Consider the following 18,549-nt stretch of genomic DNA (forward strand, 5'->3'; position numbering starts at 1 on the left):
GAGCGGGGGTGTTGGCCGACGTTAACCCGACCGCAGAGTTTCCCGGCGTCGGGTAGCTCATTGATCTTCGGTGCGGTCATCCGGCCTCACGAAGACAACACGCCCCCCGACCGTTGTAGGGGGCGCCGGGCAAAGCCCAGCCAACTGAACGGAAGACCCGTATGCAAGCTCGCAAACGCTTGTCCGTCGCCACGATCGCCGTCGGTTGTGCCGCCCTCCTGGCCACTGCGGCTCCAGCGGACGCCGGGCCGTCCGCAGCCCAGGCCGCTCCGGTCGATGCCGTACAGGCATTCGCACAGCCTGGCGAGCACACTTTCACCGCACCCAAGGGGGCGAAGACAGTCATGATCGCCATTGTCGGGGCGGGTGGCGGAGGGGGCGGTGGCGGAGACGCGGTCGGCTCCGCTGCCGGAACCGGGAAAGGGGCAGGCGGCGGAGGGGGCGGCGGCGGCTCAGTGCTCCTCTGCGGCGGGCCCTCAAGGGAAGGGGCCAAGAACAAATTCATCGTTGGCGCCGGCGGCAAGGGAAGGTACAACGATGGTGTCGACGGCCACAACACCGAAGTTCGCTTCTCCGACGGACTTCTCATTGGGCGCGCAACGGGAGGTGGCCGAGCCACTGAGGCCCAGAAGGGCGTTCGCATCGGTTACGGCGGTGCTGGCGGTGCAGAAACCCGCTGCTTCCTCAGGCACCTCGAAAGTCCCGTGAAGCAACAGGGGCACAAGGGCGGGAATGGCTTCGGTCCCGGATCGCCGGGCAACGGCTACGGAGGCTACGGCGGAGCGCCCGGCCGTCAACTGAAAGCTTGCCCGCAGGCAGGCTTGGGCGGTCGTGGCGGCACCGGCGGTTACAGCGGACTCAATGTAAATTCACGCGGCCAAGACGGGTCGGACGGAGAGCCCGGCTGCGTTGTGGTTCTCATCAATGCCAAGAACACCACCGTCGACGATCTCTTCGTGTCGGAAGAGGCAGCCCCCGCAGAACCTGATGGGCAGCACGAAGGCGTCCCCGCCCTTGAGCCCGGGGACGAGGAATCCGCAGACTCCGGGGACGAGGTCTGAGCCTTTTCAGGAGTCGGTGTCGTGCTGGGTGGGCCGCCCGGGGAGCCCCGGGCGGCCCACCCAGTTCGTGACGAAGGCCCGGTGGCTTCTGCCGCCGATCACTGCACGTGACGACAGCTTGCCAACTAGCCCGCGTCATCCTCACCTACTCCGCCGGCGTGTGGGACGGCATCAGCGCCGACGGTTGGGAGAATTCCGTCCTGGCCGAGGCGCAGCGGGCGAAGCTGCGCCACCACCTGGACCGGGTGGCCGTCCCGGTCGGGGGCCGGCTGTTCCTCGCGGAATCCGCCGAAGGACTGAGCAGGGCGATCGGCGCCGCTGGCATCCTGACGGAGGTGCCACCCGCGGGAGACCGCCCTGGTGGATCTGGGGCTGTCGCAGCGGGCGCTGCGCGAAGTCCACGGCCGGCTCGACGACCTCACCACCCTCGTCACCGAACGGCTCACCACAGCCGCCCAGGCCGGACAGGTCCAGGGGCCGGCGGTCGGCGGTCGGCGGTCGGCGGTCGGCGGTCGGTGGTCGGTGGTCGGTGGTCGGTGGTCGGTGCCATCGTGGGCCAGGCCGTCGACGAGCTCCGCCGCGAACCGCTCCCCACTCCCGGCAACATCGCCGACGACACGGGCGGGGGTGACGGCGGCGCTCTGGAGTGGTCACTCACTGACACCCAGCGACATCCCGCTGACGCGAACGCGATACGGCGCCTAAGGCCGCCGGTTGCCTCCAGTACCGCCTGGGTGAGGTCCTGCTAGCCGGTGACGACGACCGTGTCGGCCCCGGCCTGCTTGAAGCAGGTCGCTCTTGGCCGCCGTACGCGTCGTGGCGATCGCATGGCTCGCTCCGAGGGTGACGGTCTCGCCCGGGTGGGCTTCGAACGAGCCTCCACCAGCCGGTGGGGGGCGAGCCGGCCCCCGACTGGGACACCCTCACCGCCAGCACGGGCCGTATCGCCCGTGCCTCGCTGAGCCACCGGGGCCAGAGCCGGTCCGGGCGGCCGGCCAGGGCCGTTCCGTGCCGGTTCTGGATGGTGTGGTGGGCCTTCGCGGTGGGTGCGCTAGCGTCCGGCGGCATGAAGAGAAAAGGGGTGGGACCCCGCCTGGCCGCCGTCGTGGCTGTTTCGGGGCTGTTGCTGGTGGGGTTGCCCGCGTCGTACTTCCTGACTGTCTACGGCTGTGGCGAGGAGGAGGACCGGCTCGCCGAAGTGATGGCCGGCGCGGCGGTGCTGGACGCGGCACCGGAAGGGACGGACGGCCGGGAGAAGAACCACTACCGGGAGTGCGACGACGACGATCGCTTCGTGGTCGTGGGGAAGCAGTACCGGTACGACCGTTCTTCGAACTTCGCCCTGGGACACTACCGCGAGGCTGCCCGGGCGGACGGGTGGCGGCCGCGGACCACAGCCGAGGGTGAGACGGTGCCCGGTTGTTTCACCAAAGCGATGGGCGGCACGACCGCTTACCTCGGTGTGGAGGGCCCGGAAGACGGCCTGCTTCATGTGGAGATAGTTGCGGACCGCGCAGGTTCGCCATGGTGCTGAGGAATCGATCAAGGCCGCTGGCCGTACCCAGCTGTGCCCATTCGGGTGTACGCCGACAGCGGTGGGAAGTCGCACTGTCGACTACGCGCGGTGACAGCGCAGGCTTTCGGCTGATCGGGTCCGGTCTGGGCAGAATACGAGTACCAGGGGCATCAGTCCCGTCTCCCGACGGAGGGCCGGTCAAGTGGGCAAGCGCGCACCATGCGAGCAGCTGAGCCAATTCGCGTGCGGCCGTCTCGAACAGCTGGAACCCAGTATCCGGCGGGACGACAGGATCGTCGCCGGAGTGAGCAGTTTTCTGGCCGGCCACGCCGAGACCCTTTCCCGCCTCGACGGATCAGGATGTGAATACGCTGCCGCCGGGGCGGACGACGGCCGCGGCATCGTGCGGCGCTGCACAGCCTCCGGCTCGCATCACCATCCCGGCTGCGAGGCGTGGATCAGGCCAGTACGCCCTGCCGCCGTGAAGGGCCGGCGCGGGTGAACACCGCTGCGGCCACCGGGCTGCTTCTCCTGATCGCCGCCGAACCGGAACTGCTTGCCGCGGCGCCCGCCGGGGCGGACCGCGACGAGCTGACCCACCGTGCACGCGACGAGGACCATCTGTGCCTGGGGTGCGGCGCACCGGCGCTCTGCGCCGTGATCGTCAACTCCCCCACGGCGGGGCCCCGCTGGCTCGACCTGTGCTCCGACTGCTGGTTCACCGTCCGCCTGGCCAACGACTCCCCACAGTTGCCCGGATGACCGCCCCAGCACCGAACCAGCGAAGCGATGGACCGTCAGGCAGTGACAATGTTCTGCGCGTACAGGGCTCTTGGCGCCTGTACGACGTCGAAGTGCACGCTCTGACCTTCGCGCAGTGCGAAGAGGTTCCGGTCGGCGATGTGTGAGAAGTGGGCAAACACTTGGGCGCCACCAGCCTGCTCGATGAAGCCGAAGCCCCTGGCCTCGTTGAACCACTTCACAGTTCCAGTGGCCATGCCGTACACCCCATTCTCTGAGCAGCGGTGATCATTTGCGGCCCGCCCGCCCGGAAGCGCACGAAGAGAAGCGAGTCCGCAACTCTTCTACGTGCGGGGGCACTTGCATATTGAGGTAGCACTGGAGCGAATCCCCACAATAGCATGACCCGCACATTCGACCGGCTGCCGCATATCGCTCATCCACCCGCCCATAAAACCCCTCCCCCCGCTTTGCCGCACTTTCAGTGCCGACGGGCTCACACAGTTAGCCCTTTTCGCGATTCCTTGTGGCGTCATTCAGGCTTGACGGCGCCTGCGCCCCGGTGATCCGGGTCAGCTCGGTATCACTGGCGCGGCCCTGGGAGTTGCGCGCTCCATCGTCGTCACCGCGCCGGCCGAGGGGTCCACCGAGTGAACCACGGGGTCGTGCAGGTAGCGGCGTACAAGAAGGTCGACGTCACGGTCCACGGCGGCCGAGAACAGCATCCGCTGGCCCTCGGGCCGCACTTGGTCGAGCAGTTGGGCGAGCTGCGGCATGAAGCCCATGTCGGCCATCTGGTCGGCCTCGTCGAGCACCGTGATGGCGACGCGGTCCAGACGGCAGTCGCCGCGCTCGATGAGGTCCCGCAGGCGCCCAGGCGTCGCCACGACCACCTCCGCACCGCCGCGCAGCGCAGTGTCCTGGCGGCCGATGGACATGCCGCCGACCACCGTGGTCAACCTCAGTCTCAACGACCGGGCATAGGGGGTGAGCGCGTCGGTCACCTGCTGGGCCAACTCACGCGTCGGTACCAGTACCAGAGCCAACGGCTGACGCGGCTCGGCCCGCTGCCCCGCCGTCCTCGCCAGCAAGGCCAGCCCGAAGGCCAGAGTCTTGCCCGAACCGGCACGCCCGCAGCCCAGGACGTCGCGCCCGGCCAGCGAATTCGGCAGCGTGGCACCCTGGATCGGGAACGGCACCGTGACCCCCTCCACACCAAGCGCGGCCAGCAGCGGAGCGGGCAGCTCCAGGTCCGCGAAGGCCCCGACGGCCGGCAGCACCGGCGTCGTGGTCACCGGAAGGACGAACTGCCCCTGCGGGGCGCCTGAACGACGCTCGAAGGCACCAGAGCGGCTCGGAGCGCCAGAACGGGCCGGAGCGCCGGAGCGGCCCCAACGTCCTGACCCGGCGGAAGCGCTGGTGCGGGTAGGGGAATGGCGGTCGTCCGGGCGAGCAGTGCGGTTCACTCAGAGCCTTCCTCGATGCGGCACGTATCAAGGAATTCCGGCACGGATGAGCAGCGCAGAGAACCGCAAGAACGAGCCGAAGTAAAGACGAAAACGAGACCGGCCGATGCGAAACATCTGAAGCCAGGTACATCGAAATGGTCCGGGCATGCCGAGAAAGCGGCGGGATACCGGATCAGGGGGCTCGGACGGACCTGCGTCCGGAGCCGTGGGTGGAGCGTCCGCCGTGCGGTGGGACAACCAGAGCACTTCCATTGGCTCGCGCGCGCACCGTCACGGCGCGGTCGGCGTGCCCTGGAGAAAACCTCTGACAAAACAACGAGCTGGGGCCCGCACCCCAAGGTGCGGGCCCCAGCTACGCCGTACGCTTCAGCGTCAGGCGGGGACGATGTTCTCGGCCTGCGGGCCCTTCTGGCCCTGCGTGACGTCGAAGTTCACCTTCTGGCCCTCCTGCAGCTCGCGGAAGCCCTGGGCGGCGATGTTCGAGTAGTGGGCGAAGACGTCAGCGCCGCCGCCGTCCTGCTCGATGAAGCCGAAGCCCTTTTCCGCGTTGAACCACTTCACGGTGCCAGATGCCATGTCATATCTCCTTGGGGGCAGTACCCGGGCTCGCCCTGTGCGAGCCCCGAGTCGCCGCGATGATCGCCCCGTCCGGAAAAAAAATTCCGGCATACAAAAATGCATCCACCGAACGAAGATCCGGCACATGCATTTGAAGTCTTTGGGAACCACAACTGCAACTGAGATCGACAGTAGCACGGATGAAATACTCAGGGGCGGAAATCGATACCGCTCCCCCGGATGCGACATAAACCCTCACTGCGCATTGCACTTAATCCTGCGCCTGCCGCGACAGATATTCAGTGGTGAGGACAGCAGCGCCCGCCAGGCCGGCAAGCACCACGACCGCCGGCTCGTCACCTTGCCGTGGCGCCGGAGCGTCTCCTGCCCCGGCGTCCGGGCCCCGGAGAACCTCCCCGACAAGCCCTGCCGTCGGTCTCAGCCGCCCGCCGGCAGTCCCGTCGTGCGCAGCCGCCCGGCCAACTGGGCCGATGCCGCACGGGGCACCTGCACCGCCAAGGCGGACAGCAGACCTTCCCAGGCGTCGAGGCGGCCCGCATCCACTGCTGTTCGGTACGCGCCGCAGGCCTCGGTTGTACGGCCTGCCTCCATGTACAGGGCCCCGAGCGCGGCGTACGCGTCCGTGTCGCCGGCTTCTCCGCCACGCACGTAGCAACGTTCGGCCGCCGCGGTGTCGCCTCGCTCTTCGCGCACCCGTCCCAGTGCGGTCCATGCGTCAAAGGCGCCGAGAGCGGCGGCCCTTTCCACCGCTCGCCGGGATCCGTCGCGGTCTCCCCCTCGTTCCCGCATGCGGGCCAGTGCGGACCACGCCAGTGGAGAGCCCCGGTCGGCTGCCTGGTCCGCGGCGAGCTCCGCTCCTTCGGTGCCTCCGGCCCGTTCGCGGCTGCGGGCAAGGGTGATCCACGCGTCGACATCGCCCGCACGAGCCGCCTCCGCCGCGGCGCCTGCTGCTCCCGCGTCGTCGCCGCGTGCCTGGCGGGCCTCAGCCAAGGCGGTCCAGGCGTCCGGGTCGCCGGTGCGCGCCACCTGGGCAGCCGCTTCCTCCGCGGTGACGCTGTCGCCTTCGGACTCGGCGAGCAGGGCGAGATCGCGCCAAGCCGAGCTGACACCCAGGGCCGCTGCTTCGCGGTGAGCGGCGGCCGCCCCCGACCTGTCGCCGGCCCCGATCCGCAGTCGTGCCAGAAGTGACCACCCCTCGGCGTTGCCTGCCTCCGCGCCGTCCGCGGCGGCCCGTACGGCTGAAGCCTGATCGCCGCGCGACCAGTTCAGCCGCACCAGCAGCGCCCAGGCCGCGGTGACGCCCGCGTCCGCCGCGCGGGTCGCGTGTTCCGCCGCTCCCGGGAGGTCACCGGCTCGTTCGGCGACATGGGCGAGGCCCATGTGCCCCCACCCGTCGCCGACGGTCACCGCCCGCTCGAATGCCCCTGCTGCTTCCACTGCGCGGGCCGCCCGCATCCGCCCGAGGGTTCGCCAGGCGACGGCCTGTCCCACCGCGGCCGCCCGGGTCGCGACGGCGTCCGCCGCGGCCGTGTCACCCGCTTCCTCACGCATCCGGGCCATGGCCGCCCAGGCCCAAACGTCGCCCAGCTCGGCAGCGCGACAGTAGGCGGTGTAGGAGGCTTCCTTGTCGCCCATGCCCTCCCGTGAAACGGCGAGGGCCGCCCAGGCGGTGGGATCCGTTCCGGCCGTCTCCTCGGCCGCGTCCTTGCCTTCGGCCGTCTCCCGCAGCACCGCCCAGGCCGCCCGCGCCCGCCCGTCGCCCAGTTCGACGGCCTGCGCGTACAACGGAGCCGCCCAGCTGTAGCGACGCCGCTCCTCCGCGGCCCGCCCGAGCGCGTAGGCGTCATCGGCGGTCCTGGCCCACCGCGCCGCTTCCCAGAACTCGGCAGGCGGCGCCCGATGCGCCCTGACACGGCGCACGTGCTGCTCGAGATAGTCGTCCGGCCGGTAGCTGTCGGGCTCCCCCACGCCCGGCTCGTGCCGGTCCGCGACCAGAGGCGTGGGGCCGCCGCCCGCGGTCGTGAGCGCGCCGATCGCCGCCGGGAACCACTCCTTTCCCGCCGTCGCGCGGGCGGTGGAGTCCATGAAGCCGGCCGCGGCCTCCATCAGCAGCCGAGCCGGCACGGCGCTCGCGTGTCCGAGCCTGCGCGCCTCGACAGCCGCCGTCAGCACGGCGTGTTCGGGCGCGGTGAACCAGTGGTCCGGGCCCAGCTCCCAGCGGCGAACCAACTCCGGTCCGCCAGTGAGATGTTGGAGCACCCGGTTCCCTGCCCCGGCCGCGCGCACAGCGGCCGCCATGCGCGGATCACGGGCCGCGGCTCCGGCGATGCTCGAGACATGGCTGGCCAGCGTGTCCGGCACCCCGATCGTCGCGTGGCGTCCGGTCAGCAGCGCCCGTGCGTGCGGGGACTCTTCCGCTTCGTTCCCGCGGTTCTCGGTCAGCCGCCTCACGTGTTCGGGCCACATGGTGCCCACGACCGCGAGCGGTGCCACCTGGTCGAGCAGGCGCCCCAGTGCTCGGGCGGCCCGCTCCCCGGACGCGCCGGTCAGATAGCGCTGTGTCTCGTTCAGCCAGAGCACGGTTCGTGGGTCTATGGCCCCGGCCTCGATCCACTGGGTCAGTTCCTCCGCGTCCGCGGGGAACAGCACTGGCCAGTCCGGCAGAACGGCGGCCACCGCCTCGTAGGCGGCACGCGTCTTGCCGCTCGCCGAACGGCCCACCAGGAGAGCGAGCACCGCATCGTTCGTCGCCGCCGTGCGGGCCAGACGCTGCCGCAGGGTCTCGTCGTGCGGGCGCTCGATGTACTCCGGCAACGGGAGGTCCAGTGTCCCGTCGAGTCCAGGGGCAGGATGCACTCCCAGGCGTAAGGGATCCCACTCGGCGGCGGTGCGCAGGCGAACCACCCGCTCCTGTCCCGCTCGTGCCCACAGCGTCCGCACTTCGGCCGTCACCGTGTCCGGATCCTCGCCGGCCATTTCTGCGAGTGCCGCGGCGAGAGACACCGTGGCCTGCAGTGAAGCCGGTCTCTCGGTGAACAGCAGCTGCGCAATGGCGTCCTGCGCAGCTTCACTTGCCGCTCCTTCGCCTGCCGAGAGGCTGCCTGCCGAGCTGGCGTCGGCCACGACAATGGCGGGAAGAGACCCCGCGACGGGCCGGCCCGCCGCCTGATACAGGACATGGAGCCGCTGCCGCAAGGTGCGCAGCGGCCCCGGGGGCAGACGCGCCGGCACGGGAGGGTGCGCACCGGACGCCGGCTCCGCTGTCCGGTCAGCTCGTTCAGGCCGATCACCGTCAGACATTCGGTACCTGTCGCCTCCCGTCGCGCAGCACTTCACGTCGACCCGAATCCTATGCGGAGGGGGCGAGATCAGCCCGCGCCGAGCCTCCTGCCGAGTTGCGTCCCTGGGGACTCTCGCCCGAGGAACTCAACAGCCCGGTCGACTGTGTCGAACCGGGAAAACACCGTGGCCAATCCGGTAGTTCTGAAAATACTCAGCACGTTCTCGGACGACACGACCAGGGCCATGGAGCCGTCGTGGGCGCGGATGCGCTTCAACGCTCCGACGAGCACGCCCAGCCCTGTCGAGTCGAGATATTCTATTGCTGTCAGGTCCACAACCAGGCAGTGCCTGCCCTGGTTGACCAGGTCCCACAGTGCCTGGCGTATGCGCGGTGCGGTGTAGACGTCCATCTCTTCGAGCGTGACCTTCACCAGGGTGATGTCCTCGGACAGATGCTCGTACGAAAAGTCACCCGATACGACGACGCTGCCGGTCGTGACGGAGACGACGGCTCCGGAATCCTTGGTCCGGAGTCGCTGGGCGGCCCTCGCCTCTATCGCCGCGAGTCTCTCCTCGACGGTCGTCTCCGCGAAGTCGGCCGAGAGCGTCCCGACCGCGCTCACCGCAGTGTCATGGATGCGGAAGACCCTATTGAGGCCACAAGCGATCAGCTTGGTACGCACCCGCTCGCTCGTCACCACCAACGCGAGCTCGCCGCCCTTGAAGTGAACCCGTTTCAGGCCTCCGACCAGCACCGCCGCTCCCGTGCCGTCGATGTCGTCCATCGTGCTCAGGTCCACGGCCAGGATCAGCCGTCCCCCATCCGCCAGGTCCGACAGCGTGTTGCGCAGAACAGGTGCGGAGTAGAGGTCGAGCGCGCCACCTTGCCCGTCACCCCCGACCCGGACCAGAGTGACGCCTCCGGGTAGATGCTCGTACGACACCTTCAGATCTGTCACGGCGCCACCGGCGGAGGGGGAGGGACCCTGCCAAGGAGTTCCAATGCGCGCGGCACGCTCTCGGACACGGTGATGAGGTGGTCGACGCCGAGGGTGCGCAGCAACTTCCGTGGGCGTCCACCTGCGGCCACCAAAGCCAGTGAACCGTGATGCGCCCGGCAGCGTTTCAATGCGGCGACGATCACGGCGAGCGCACCGCTGTCGAGATGGCCCACTGCGTTCAGGTCGAGAATCAGGGAGAATCGCCCTTGGCGCACCAAATCGACAAGAAGGATGCGCAATGTGGGCGCATTGTCGTTGGCCAAGGAGCCCGCAAGGCTCACCAGAGTGACCTCATCCGTGATGTGCTCGACCGAAGCCGAATAGTCGTCCACCTGGCCCCCGCTTCATGCGTTTCAGCTCAGCGAATCAGTTTGTCACGCAACTGATGTGCGGCAAGCGGGAATTCGATCGACCGCGACCATGCGGATCGCACCCGCCCCAGTACAGGCTACGTGGGGGTGAGCGCCGCGCGAGCCGCCGTCAGAAAGGCTTCCTGCGCAGTGGAATACCGGGTTCCGGGAGCCGTGGGGCCGAGTGAGTCCTTCAGGGCCTCCGCCGCAGTTGCCACGGGCCCGGGACCTTCGAGGCGGATCACGTCGAGTGCTTCACCCACCGCGCCCACGGCAGAGTCGTAAGCCTGTCGGCACGGCGACTCATTGGCGCTGCCGAGGGCGTTCTGCCAGGCCAGATACGCCTTGTGAGCCGTGTCGGCACGGCCCAGGCAGGTGACGTAGGCCGCTCGCCGCACATCACGCTGACCGGCGAGCATCTGCTCGTTCAGGGTCCTGCGCGCGACATCGAGCTGCGCCGTGGCCTGGAGCTGCCCGGCGTCCCACGCGGCAGCCGCCTGCTGCCTGCCGGCCTCCCACGCAGCGGCCGCCTGGCGCTCGCCGGCCGCCCAGGCAGCTGCCGCCTGCCGCGCGGCGGCGTCCACGGCGGCCTGCGCCTGCTTCTTCGCGGCGAGAAGGGTGAACAGCCCCGTCACCATTCCGCCGCCGATCGCGGCCCCTGCGGCGATCAGCGCCGTCACGACTGCTTCGTCCACCGTGCCCCTCCCCCGGATCAGCGCAGTCTCTCATCACTGATGCCGTCGCACACGAAGGCCGCTCAAAGACGGGCCTTACCCACATCCGCGCGTACGGACCTCGTTGAGCTTTGCGACATGCCCAAGTGACCTTCCAGCAGGGCCAGTTGCGCTCGGCAGACACAGCAATGGCTCAGGCAAGAGCACCTGCGCGAGATGGACGCCGCGCGAGCCTCCGACGCCGATCGTGTCATCGCCGATCTGCCGTAAACCGTGGCCTGTACAAGCAGGCGCCTCTGCTTCTCCTGGACGAGCCGACTGCGGGCATGGACCCGACGTCCGGGAGTCTGCCAGGAGAAGGACTGTGACGCCCAGCCCAGTCGGCTGGGCGTACCGGGGGTTAGCCCTACCTGGAGCTGGGCGGGTAGCAGGATCGTCCCGGCCGGTCGCCTCCAGAAAAGCTGGGCCCAGCACATACCGCTGGTTTCCCGACGATTCCGTAGGAGTTGGCTCGTGCGTGAGCAGGCATGGCAGAGGTTTCGTTCTTCCGGGCGGCGGCGGGGCGGTCGGCGCAGAGCCGTGCCGGTCGCGGCCGCGGTGGCCGTGGGCGTCATGACGACGGGTGTTCTGGCGCCGCCCGCGGCGTCCGCTGCCGCCAGGCCGGACACCGTCCAGCAGGGCCTGAGCGCGCTGGTGCACTCCGATGGCCTGCCCGCTGCGCTGGCGAGCGTCAAGGACCGTGGGGGCCGCACTCGTACGTACACCGCGGGGGTGGGCGACCTGGCCACCGGCTCGAAGGTGCCCAAGGACGGTCAGGTGCGGATCGGCAGCAGCACCAAGACGTTCACCGCGGTGGTCGTGCTGCAACTGGTCGGTGAAGGGAGGATCGGCCTCGACGCCACGGTCGACACCTATCTGCCGGGCCTCGTCCGTGGGGAGGGGATCGACGGACGCCGCATCACCGTCCGTCAGCTCCTGCAGCACACCAGCGGACTTCCCGACTACGAAAAGTACGTCGAGGACGACATCCTTCAACACCGGTACTTCGAACCCCGCGACCTGCTCGACATCGCTCTCCAGCGCAAGGCCGACTTCGCCCCCGGGACGGACTGGAAGTACAGCAACACGAATTACGTGCTGGCCGGCCTGATCGTCCAGAAGGTCACCGGCCGGCCCCTCGCCGAGGAGATGGACCGCCGCGTCATCAAACGCATCGGGCTGCGCCACACCTATTTCCCCGCCCCCGGTGACATGACCATCCGAGAACCCCATCCCAAGGGCTACCGGGGGGATGCAGCAGGCGCGCCTCTGCGCGACGTCACGGAAATCGACCCCTCCGCGGCCTGGGCGGCGGGCCAGGTGATCTCCACCAACTCCGACCTCAACCGGTTCTTCACCGCGCTCCTGGCCGGCCGCCTCCTCCCGGCGGCCCAGCTCACCCAGATGCGCACCACCGTTCCTCTCGGGGACACCGGCGCCGGCTACGGACTCGGGCTCATGAGCAGGCCGCTGTCGTGCGGCGGTGTCTACTGGGGCCACGGCGGTGACATCGAGGGATACGAAACCCGGGGTGGAGTCACCGACGACGGCCGCGCCGCCAGTGTCGCGATGACCAGCATCCCGACCGACGGCGCAGCCACGAAGCATCTCGAGAGTGTCGTGGACACGGCCCTGTGCCGTTGAACCGCGCCTCCTGGCGACTGTCCGGCGGGGGTCAGGGGCGGGGCCAGAGACGTACGGCAGCAACGTTCACGGTGTCGTGCAAGGCGTGCGCCCTCTTGTCACGGTGATGCGTACGCTTTGTCCCCGCTCACTTCGTCCGGCCGGTGCGAGGGTGCCCGCCCCGGCCGGACTGGCACGCGGATGCGTTCCAGGAACGGGGAGGGCCGCCCCGAGAGGGTGCCGGCACTACTTGGTCAGCACCGCCTGCATGACCTGCTTGGCGATCGGGGAGCCCAGCTTGCCGCCGGAGATGTCGCCGCGCGAGATGTCCATGTCCGTCGGGTCGATGAAGACGGCCACAGCCACCGAGGCACCGTCGGCATTCTTGCCGTACGAGACGAACCAGCCGTACGGCACCTCGTCGCGGACGTTGGTGCCGCGCTGCGCCGTGCCGGTCTTTCCGCCGACGGTGATGCCGTCGATCAGCGCGCCCTTGGCACTGCCTTCGCGGGCGGTGAACTCCATCATCTCGCGCACGCTGCCGGCGGTCTCCTCGGAGATCGCCTGGCTCTTGAGCTTCGGCTCGTGCTCCTCGATCGGCGACAGGTCGGGACCGACCAGTTTCTCGACGATGTACGGCTGCATCAGCTTGCCGCCGTTGGCGATGGCGGCCGTCACCATGGCCATCTGCATCGGCGTGCTGGTGAGACTTCCCTGGCCCATACCGGTCAGCGCAGTGCCCGGCTTGTCGAGGCGCTCCGGGTAGAGGCTCTTGTACGCCAGCAGGTCGCCGAAGTCCTCGGAGTAGACGTCCTCGTTGAAGCCGAACTTCTGCGCCGTCTCCCTCATCTTGTCCGGTCCCAGCTTGGACGCGGCGTCCAGGAACACGTTGTTGCAGGAGTACTGCATGGCCGTCTTCAGCGACGCCTTGTCGCACACCCCGTCACCGGCCTCGCTGCCGATCCGGTTCGTGGAGAGCGGCAGGGGGTACGGCGACGGCGCGTCGGACGGGGCGTCGATGTCTGTGACCACGCCGTGCTCGAGGGCGGCGGCGGCCGTAAGGATCTTGAAGGTCGACCCCGGCGGGTAGGTCTCACGCAGCGCCCGGTTCGCCAGCGGCTTGCTCTTGTCGGCGTCCAGCGCCTTGAACCGGTCGCCCTCCTTGAATGTCACCCCGGCGAACACCGACGGGTCGTACGACGGCGCGGAGGCCAGCGCGAGCACCTTGCCGGTGTCCGGTTCGAGGGCGACGACAGCGCCGCGCGCGCCGAGGTCGGTCAGCCCCTTGTACGCGGCCTTCTGCGCCTTGGGGTCGATGGTGGTGACGACGGATCCGCCGCGCAGCGGCTTTCCGGTGAGGAGGTCCCGCGCACGCTGGAACGCGAACCGGTCGTCCTGGCCGCTGAGCACCGAGTCGTATGTCTTCTCCAGCAGGGACATCCCCACGGCCTGCGAGGCGAATCCGGTGACGGGAGCGTACATGGGCCCGTCCGTGAAGGTCCGCTTGTACTTGAAGTCCTGCCCGGCCACTTCCTTCGAGCCGGTCACGGGGCGGCCGCCGACAATGATGTCCCCGCGGGGCTCCGCGAACTGGGCGATTTTCACCCGCGGGTTGTTCTCGTGCTGCGCGAGGGACTCCCCCTGTACGAACTGCACCCAGTTGACCCGCAGCAGCAGAGCCGTGATCAGGATTCCGCAGAAAATCGCCACGCGTCTCAGCGGCCTGTTCATTGATGCCCCACCCCTCCACGCCCGCTCCACCGCATGCGTGTCCGAAAAGATCTTCTGGGGAAAGACGATGAACATGAAGGTCTGGTTGCGTACAGAGGCGTCCCAGCAGGACGAGACCAACCTCAACCCCTGTGGATCCAGGCGTTTCCGTACGGCTTGCGCGCCAGGCTCGGCGCCGTGCGGCTCGCCTAGCCGTTTGCCTCGATCCGTGCGTCGAGTTCCTTGACCTGCCGCTTGAGGGCGACGGTCCGGTAGCTCTCCTCCACCCACTCACAGAGCACCTCGGCCGCCGGCGCTCCCTTCTCCCCCAGGGGCACGGAGACCCAGCCCGCCTTGCCGAGTCCGTAACCGGTGGGCTCAGCCCCCGGCGCGGTCATCGCGTGGCCGTGCAGCGCCTCGTCCTTCAGCTTGACGGAGAGACCCGGGGGCTGGGGCCCCTCGGCGTTGCCGAGAAAGACGAAGATCTTCCTGTTGACCTTCATTACGCAGTCATCGGGGCCCCAGGGGAACTCTTCCACAGCTCCCGGCAGCCCGAGAGCGAACGCCCGCACCGCCTCCCACTTGCGCACCGGAGCCTTCACGACGCCTCCTCCTACCCAGTCACCCTGCCTCACCCGGACAGCCGCTTCTCACGCTAGCCGGAGCGAGCGAGGGCATCCGGCAAGAGCAGCCGCACCGGATCCGACGAGTCGGCTCGCATCGCGCGGACGACGTCGTGGTTCGTCGGCGCCACCTCAACGCAAGAGACGGACACGAGGATCACGGTGCTCTACGCGACCCCCTGCCCCAACGATTACTCAAGCGTGCTGCATGGCCGTGTGTCCACAGAAGTCCCGCGCACGCTCGTCGCCCTCCTCCGGAGGATCGAAGCTCGAGCACGTGCAGACATAGCAGTACAGGAGGTCGCCCGGCTCATAACCTGCGTCCTGCACGCATGCGTCGGCAGTCTCATGGACCGCCGCTTGTGCTTCTCCAACTCAGCGAAATCGGCTGCGTTCTGCTTGAAGGCTTCGCGCTGGGCGTCCCTCAGATTCGCTTGGGGATCCATGGCGTCTCCCGGAAGAGAGCGACGCAAGCCCCTGAATCAACCGTAACCAAGCCAAGATATGTCCGCACTCCAGCCGCCGGTACGCCGTGCCGCTCAGCGTCACTGGACGGACGAGGAACCGCTCATGATAGCGATGGAGCTCACTTGCCCCGCGTGCCAGGACTTCGGGGTCGCGTCCGCCGCTCCTGCTGAGGTACGCCACCGACTGTGGAAATCTGAATCAAGTCATTGCGACTCGAAGCGATCGCGGCCATCGTGACGCCTGCGGCGTGCTGTCAGCGGTCCAGCGCGGGAAGGCCGGCCAGTCCCGTGTCGTACAGGATGCGGTCGACCGTCTCGGTCAGGGTGCTGTCGGTGCCGATGACCGTCTCGGTACCGCCCGGCAGCAGATCGAGGTGCCGGTACCAGTCGCGCAGGTCCGCCTCGCCGACCTCGTCCGCAATGGGCTTGGTGGCATGCCGGGCGAGCGTCTCGGCGAGCGGCACATGCAGGTAGTAGCCGTGCGTCGGGCCGCGATGGTCGGCGCGCAACTGGGCGAGCGTGTCCCCGTAGTGGTCGGCGTAGAGGATGCCTTCGAGTACGACGTGGTATCCGGCGTCCAGGGCGTAGCGGGCGACGGTGTCGATCAGGCCGATGTTCGCCGCTCCGGGCCGGTCGCGTTCACGCAGGACGATCCTGCGGAGGTTGTCCTGGCCGACAAGGGCCAGGCCCCGGCCGAAGCGGGCCCGGATGCCGGCGGCAACCGACGATTTGCCCGAAGCGCTGTTCCCCCGCAGGACAACCAGCCTCGTGTTCTCGGTGCCCACCATCACCCGCACGAGGCTACCGGCAGCGCCGCCTGCCGACCGACGCTTGTCGTCGACCAGCCAGGCGCGGTGCCGGCATCGCCGAGCTGAGTTGCGAACAGCGCGACCTGGCTCACGATAAGAGGGGCCGAAGCCAACCGGAAGGAAGATCCCATGGTAAGTCTGACCCGCACTGAGCAAAAAGAAATGTTGAACGTCGATGTTTTCGACGTTGAGCTGGACGAGGGAGAGATGAGTGCGCTCCTCGCGGCTCCGGAGAAGTTCATCAGAGAATATCTCGAGCGTGAAGGTCACACGGTCAACAGTCTGCTGATTGACACACGTCTGCTGAACGGGGAAGGCTGCCCCGGGGGCAGCCAGAGACTCGTCCATTCTCGCGCCGACGACTGGACCTTTTCCTCGCATTACTGGCAATGCGTGCCGTTGATGTGACAGTCGTGGAGTGGCCAAGAGGGCAGCCACGGTTCACGAGCAGCGTGGACTGCGGTGGGAGTGGCCGCGCGACCTGGTGGCGCCCCCTCGGGACACGGCTCAGTCGCCCGCGCGGTCCAGCTCCTCGTCGAGAGCAAGCGCCGCCATGATGAGCGCAACGTGGGTGAACGCCTGCGGGAAGTTGCCCAGTTGCTCGCCGGTCGGCCCGATCTCCTCGGCGAAGAGGCCGACGTGGTTGGCGTAGGTGAGCATCTTGTCGAACGCGTACCGCGCCATACCCAGCCTGTCCGCGCGGGCGAGGGCCCCGGCGTACAGGAAGCTGCACAGCGAGAAGGTGCCCTCGTCGCCGCGGAGCCCGTCGGGTGAGGCGAGCGGGTCGTAGCGGTGGACGAGGCTGTCGGAGACCAGCTCGGCCTCCATGGCGTCCAGGGTCGACAGCCAGCGCCGGTCCTTCGGGGAGAGGAACCCCACGACCGGCATCAGCAGAAGGGACGCGTCCAGGACCTCGCTGTCGTAGTGCTGTACGAACGCCTCGCGCCGGGCACTCCAGCCTCGCTCCATCACCTGCTCGAAGATGGCGTCCCGGGCCGCGGTCCACCCGGCGACATCGGCGGGCCGGGCCAGCTCGCCGGCCAGACGGATGCCTCGGTCGAAGGCCGTCCAGCACATCAGGCGGCTGAAGGTGAAGTGGCGGCGGCCGCCCCGGGTCTCCCAGATGCCTTCGTCGGGGCGGTCCCAGGTGCGGGCCAGCCAGTCGAGCAGGGCACTGAGGTTGCGCCAGCCGTCGTACCCGGCGAGCTGGGCCACGTCGTGGGCGTGGCTCAGCGCGTACGCCACCTCGCCGTAGATGTCGAGCTGGAGCTGGCCGGCGGCGTCGTTGCCGACCCGTACCGGAGCTGAGCCACGGTAGCCCTCCAAGTGGTCGAGGACCTCCTCGCCCAGGTGCGGGTCGCCGTCCACCCGGTACATGATCTGGAGTGGCTCGCCCGTGACCGTCGCGCCCGCCGCGACGCGCGCGCCCAGCCAGCGCCGGAAGGCGTTCGCCTCCTCCTCGTACCCGAGGTCCAGCAGCGCCTTCACCGATAGGGACGCGTCCCGCACCCAGGTGTAGCGGTAGTCCCAGTTGCGTTCGCCACCCAGGCGTTCCGGGAGCCCGGCGGTGACGGCGGCCACGGGCGCGCCGGTGGGGGCGTACGTCATCAGCTTGAGCGTGATCGCGGAACGGTTGACCACCTGCTGCCAGCGGCCCCGGTACCGGCTGCGGAGTACCCAGCGGTGCCAGTGGTCGTACGTGGTCCGGAAGTCGTGCCGGACGGCGGCCTCGGTCGGTCGCGGCGGGGGCTCGGCGTCCTGGCCGGGGCACACGGTCAGTACCGCCGCCGCCCGCTGTCCCTGGCGGAGCGTCAGGTCGGCACGTACGTCCTGTTCCTCGTGCACCAGTTCCACGGGCTCCGCCACGTCCCGGCCGATGTGCAGGAAGACCGTCGTGTCCGGACCGGTGAAGCGGACCGTGTCCTGGTCCATGTCGAGCTGGTGCGCCCCGCGGCCGTAGTCGAACCGGGGGCGGCAGGAGAGCCGGAAGCGGATCGTGCCGCGGGTTACGCGCATGACCCTGATGATGCGGTGGCGGCCTTCGGGGTCGTCGGCGTCATCGAGCGGCATGAAGTCGACGACCTCGCCGACGCCTTCCTCCGTCATGAACCGCGTCACCAGGATGGCGGTGTCGGCGAGGTAGAGCTGACGCGTCGTCGTGTCGTCCGCTTCCGGGGTGATGGCGAAGTGGCCGCCCCGGTCGTGGTCGAGCAGGGCCGCGAAAACACTGGGCGAGTCGAAGCGTGGTGCGCAGAACCAGTCGAGAACTCCGTCCGACGAGATCAGCGCGGCCGTCCGGAGGTCGCCGATGAGTCCGTGGTCGGCGATCGGTGGGTAACGGCGCATGGCGTTCCCTTCGCGAGCTCGCCCGTCTCCTCACGCTACGTCGGGGTACGCCGCCTTGCATGCGGGACGGTCTGGCGCCCTGCATGCGGGACGGTCCGGCCGGGCGTGGTCACTTTGCGGGGAGCCGGCCTCACAGCCCTACGGCATCAACTGAGCACCCGCGCCCTGTTAGATCATGTGTGTGGCAACCTCCCCGCGGCTCTCAGCCCTGGGGCTGCGCAGGCTCCGCATCCTTGGACAGGGGGACCTGTCCGGTGTT

15 protein-coding genes and 2 pseudogenes are annotated in these 18,549 nt (G+C 68.9%); 5 read left to right on the plus strand and 12 right to left on the minus strand.

All coding sequences use genetic code 11. The features are described from left to right. Positions 1-161 precede the first annotated feature (161 nt). The 3 genes from ACWIHY_RS26925 to ACWIHY_RS26935 all read left to right on the plus strand — a co-directional run bounded on the left by ACWIHY_RS26925 (position 162) and on the right by ACWIHY_RS26935 (position 3,339). Positions 162-1,061 (plus strand): hypothetical protein, encoded by a 900-nt coding sequence (locus tag ACWIHY_RS26925; protein WP_454378258.1) that lies wholly within the window; start codon positions 162-164, stop codon positions 1,059-1,061. A 1,066-nt stretch (positions 1,062-2,127) separates the two neighbouring features. Further along, a complete protein-coding gene (locus ACWIHY_RS26930; protein ID WP_454378259.1) occupies positions 2,128-2,595 on the plus strand; it encodes a hypothetical protein in 468 nt (155 codons plus the stop codon). 480 nt (positions 2,596-3,075) lie between these two features. Next, entirely contained in the window at positions 3,076-3,339 is a 264-nt protein-coding gene (locus ACWIHY_RS26935; RefSeq protein ID WP_454378260.1) for a hypothetical protein, read from the plus strand. A gap of 35 nt (positions 3,340-3,374) precedes the next feature. Here ACWIHY_RS26935 and ACWIHY_RS26940 read toward each other — a convergent pair whose 3' ends face one another. The 8 genes and pseudogenes from ACWIHY_RS26940 to ACWIHY_RS26975 form a co-directional block, all read right to left on the minus strand. Next, on the minus strand, positions 3,375-3,575 hold the full coding sequence (locus ACWIHY_RS26940; RefSeq protein ID WP_454378261.1) for a cold-shock protein: 201 nt from the start codon (positions 3,573-3,575) through the stop codon (positions 3,375-3,377). A gap of 354 nt (positions 3,576-3,929) precedes the next feature. Continuing rightward, positions 3,930-4,784, minus strand: a pseudogene (locus tag ACWIHY_RS26945) (DEAD/DEAH box helicase); the annotation flags it as partial. A gap of 375 nt (positions 4,785-5,159) precedes the next feature. After that, the gene (locus tag ACWIHY_RS26950; RefSeq protein WP_014061102.1) at positions 5,160-5,363 is read right to left on the minus strand and encodes a cold-shock protein; all 204 of its coding nucleotides are present in this window, start codon (positions 5,361-5,363) and stop codon (positions 5,160-5,162) included. A 420-nt stretch (positions 5,364-5,783) separates the two neighbouring features. Further along, the gene (locus tag ACWIHY_RS26955) at positions 5,784-8,342 is read right to left on the minus strand and encodes a hypothetical protein (protein ID WP_454378262.1); all 2,559 of its coding nucleotides are present in this window, start codon (positions 8,340-8,342) and stop codon (positions 5,784-5,786) included. Between the two features lie 392 nt (positions 8,343-8,734). Beyond that, positions 8,735-9,100, minus strand: a complete 366-nt coding sequence (locus ACWIHY_RS26960; RefSeq protein ID WP_454378334.1) for an STAS domain-containing protein — start codon at positions 9,098-9,100, stop codon at positions 8,735-8,737. Between the two features lie 180 nt (positions 9,101-9,280). Next, positions 9,281-9,607 (minus strand): annotated as a pseudogene (locus ACWIHY_RS26965) (STAS domain-containing protein); the annotation flags it as partial. After that, the gene (locus ACWIHY_RS26970; RefSeq protein WP_454378263.1) at positions 9,604-9,981 is read right to left on the minus strand and encodes an STAS domain-containing protein; all 378 of its coding nucleotides are present in this window, start codon (positions 9,979-9,981) and stop codon (positions 9,604-9,606) included. The pseudogene ACWIHY_RS26965 and the gene ACWIHY_RS26970, both read right to left, overlap by 4 nt. A gap of 116 nt (positions 9,982-10,097) precedes the next feature. Then, complete coding sequence (locus ACWIHY_RS26975; protein ID WP_454378264.1) at positions 10,098-10,694, minus strand: hypothetical protein; 597 nt, start codon at positions 10,692-10,694, stop codon at positions 10,098-10,100. 492 nt (positions 10,695-11,186) lie between these two features. On the opposite strand from ACWIHY_RS26975, the gene ACWIHY_RS26980 reads away from it, so the two are divergent. Continuing rightward, positions 11,187-12,356 (plus strand): serine hydrolase domain-containing protein, encoded by a 1,170-nt coding sequence (locus tag ACWIHY_RS26980; protein WP_454378265.1) that lies wholly within the window; start codon positions 11,187-11,189, stop codon positions 12,354-12,356. A 225-nt stretch (positions 12,357-12,581) separates the two neighbouring features. On the opposite strand, the gene ACWIHY_RS26985 is transcribed toward ACWIHY_RS26980, so the two are convergent. The 3 genes from ACWIHY_RS26985 to ACWIHY_RS26995 all read right to left on the minus strand — a co-directional run bounded on the left by ACWIHY_RS26985 (position 12,582) and on the right by ACWIHY_RS26995 (position 15,923). Next, a complete protein-coding gene (locus tag ACWIHY_RS26985; protein ID WP_454378266.1) occupies positions 12,582-14,066 on the minus strand; it encodes a peptidoglycan D,D-transpeptidase FtsI family protein in 1,485 nt (494 codons plus the stop codon). Positions 14,067-14,254: 188 nt separating this feature from the next. Beyond that, positions 14,255-14,647: an MmcQ/YjbR family DNA-binding protein gene (locus tag ACWIHY_RS26990; RefSeq protein ID WP_454378267.1), complete on the minus strand. Its 393-nt coding sequence runs from the start codon at positions 14,645-14,647 to the stop codon at positions 14,255-14,257. A gap of 742 nt (positions 14,648-15,389) precedes the next feature. Next, the gene (locus ACWIHY_RS26995; protein WP_454378335.1) at positions 15,390-15,923 is read right to left on the minus strand and encodes an AAA family ATPase; all 534 of its coding nucleotides are present in this window, start codon (positions 15,921-15,923) and stop codon (positions 15,390-15,392) included. A 150-nt stretch (positions 15,924-16,073) separates the two neighbouring features. Between ACWIHY_RS26995 and ACWIHY_RS27000 the strand changes: the two genes are divergently transcribed. Further along, positions 16,074-16,352, plus strand: a complete 279-nt coding sequence (locus ACWIHY_RS27000) for a hypothetical protein (protein WP_454378268.1) — start codon at positions 16,074-16,076, stop codon at positions 16,350-16,352. 99 nt (positions 16,353-16,451) lie between these two features. On the opposite strand, the gene ACWIHY_RS27005 is transcribed toward ACWIHY_RS27000, so the two are convergent. After that, on the minus strand, positions 16,452-18,290 hold the full coding sequence (locus tag ACWIHY_RS27005) for a glycoside hydrolase family 15 protein (RefSeq protein WP_454378269.1): 1,839 nt from the start codon (positions 18,288-18,290) through the stop codon (positions 16,452-16,454). Positions 18,291-18,549 lie beyond the last annotated feature (259 nt).

Source organism: Streptomyces sp. NPDC055287 (genome assembly GCF_053646035.1).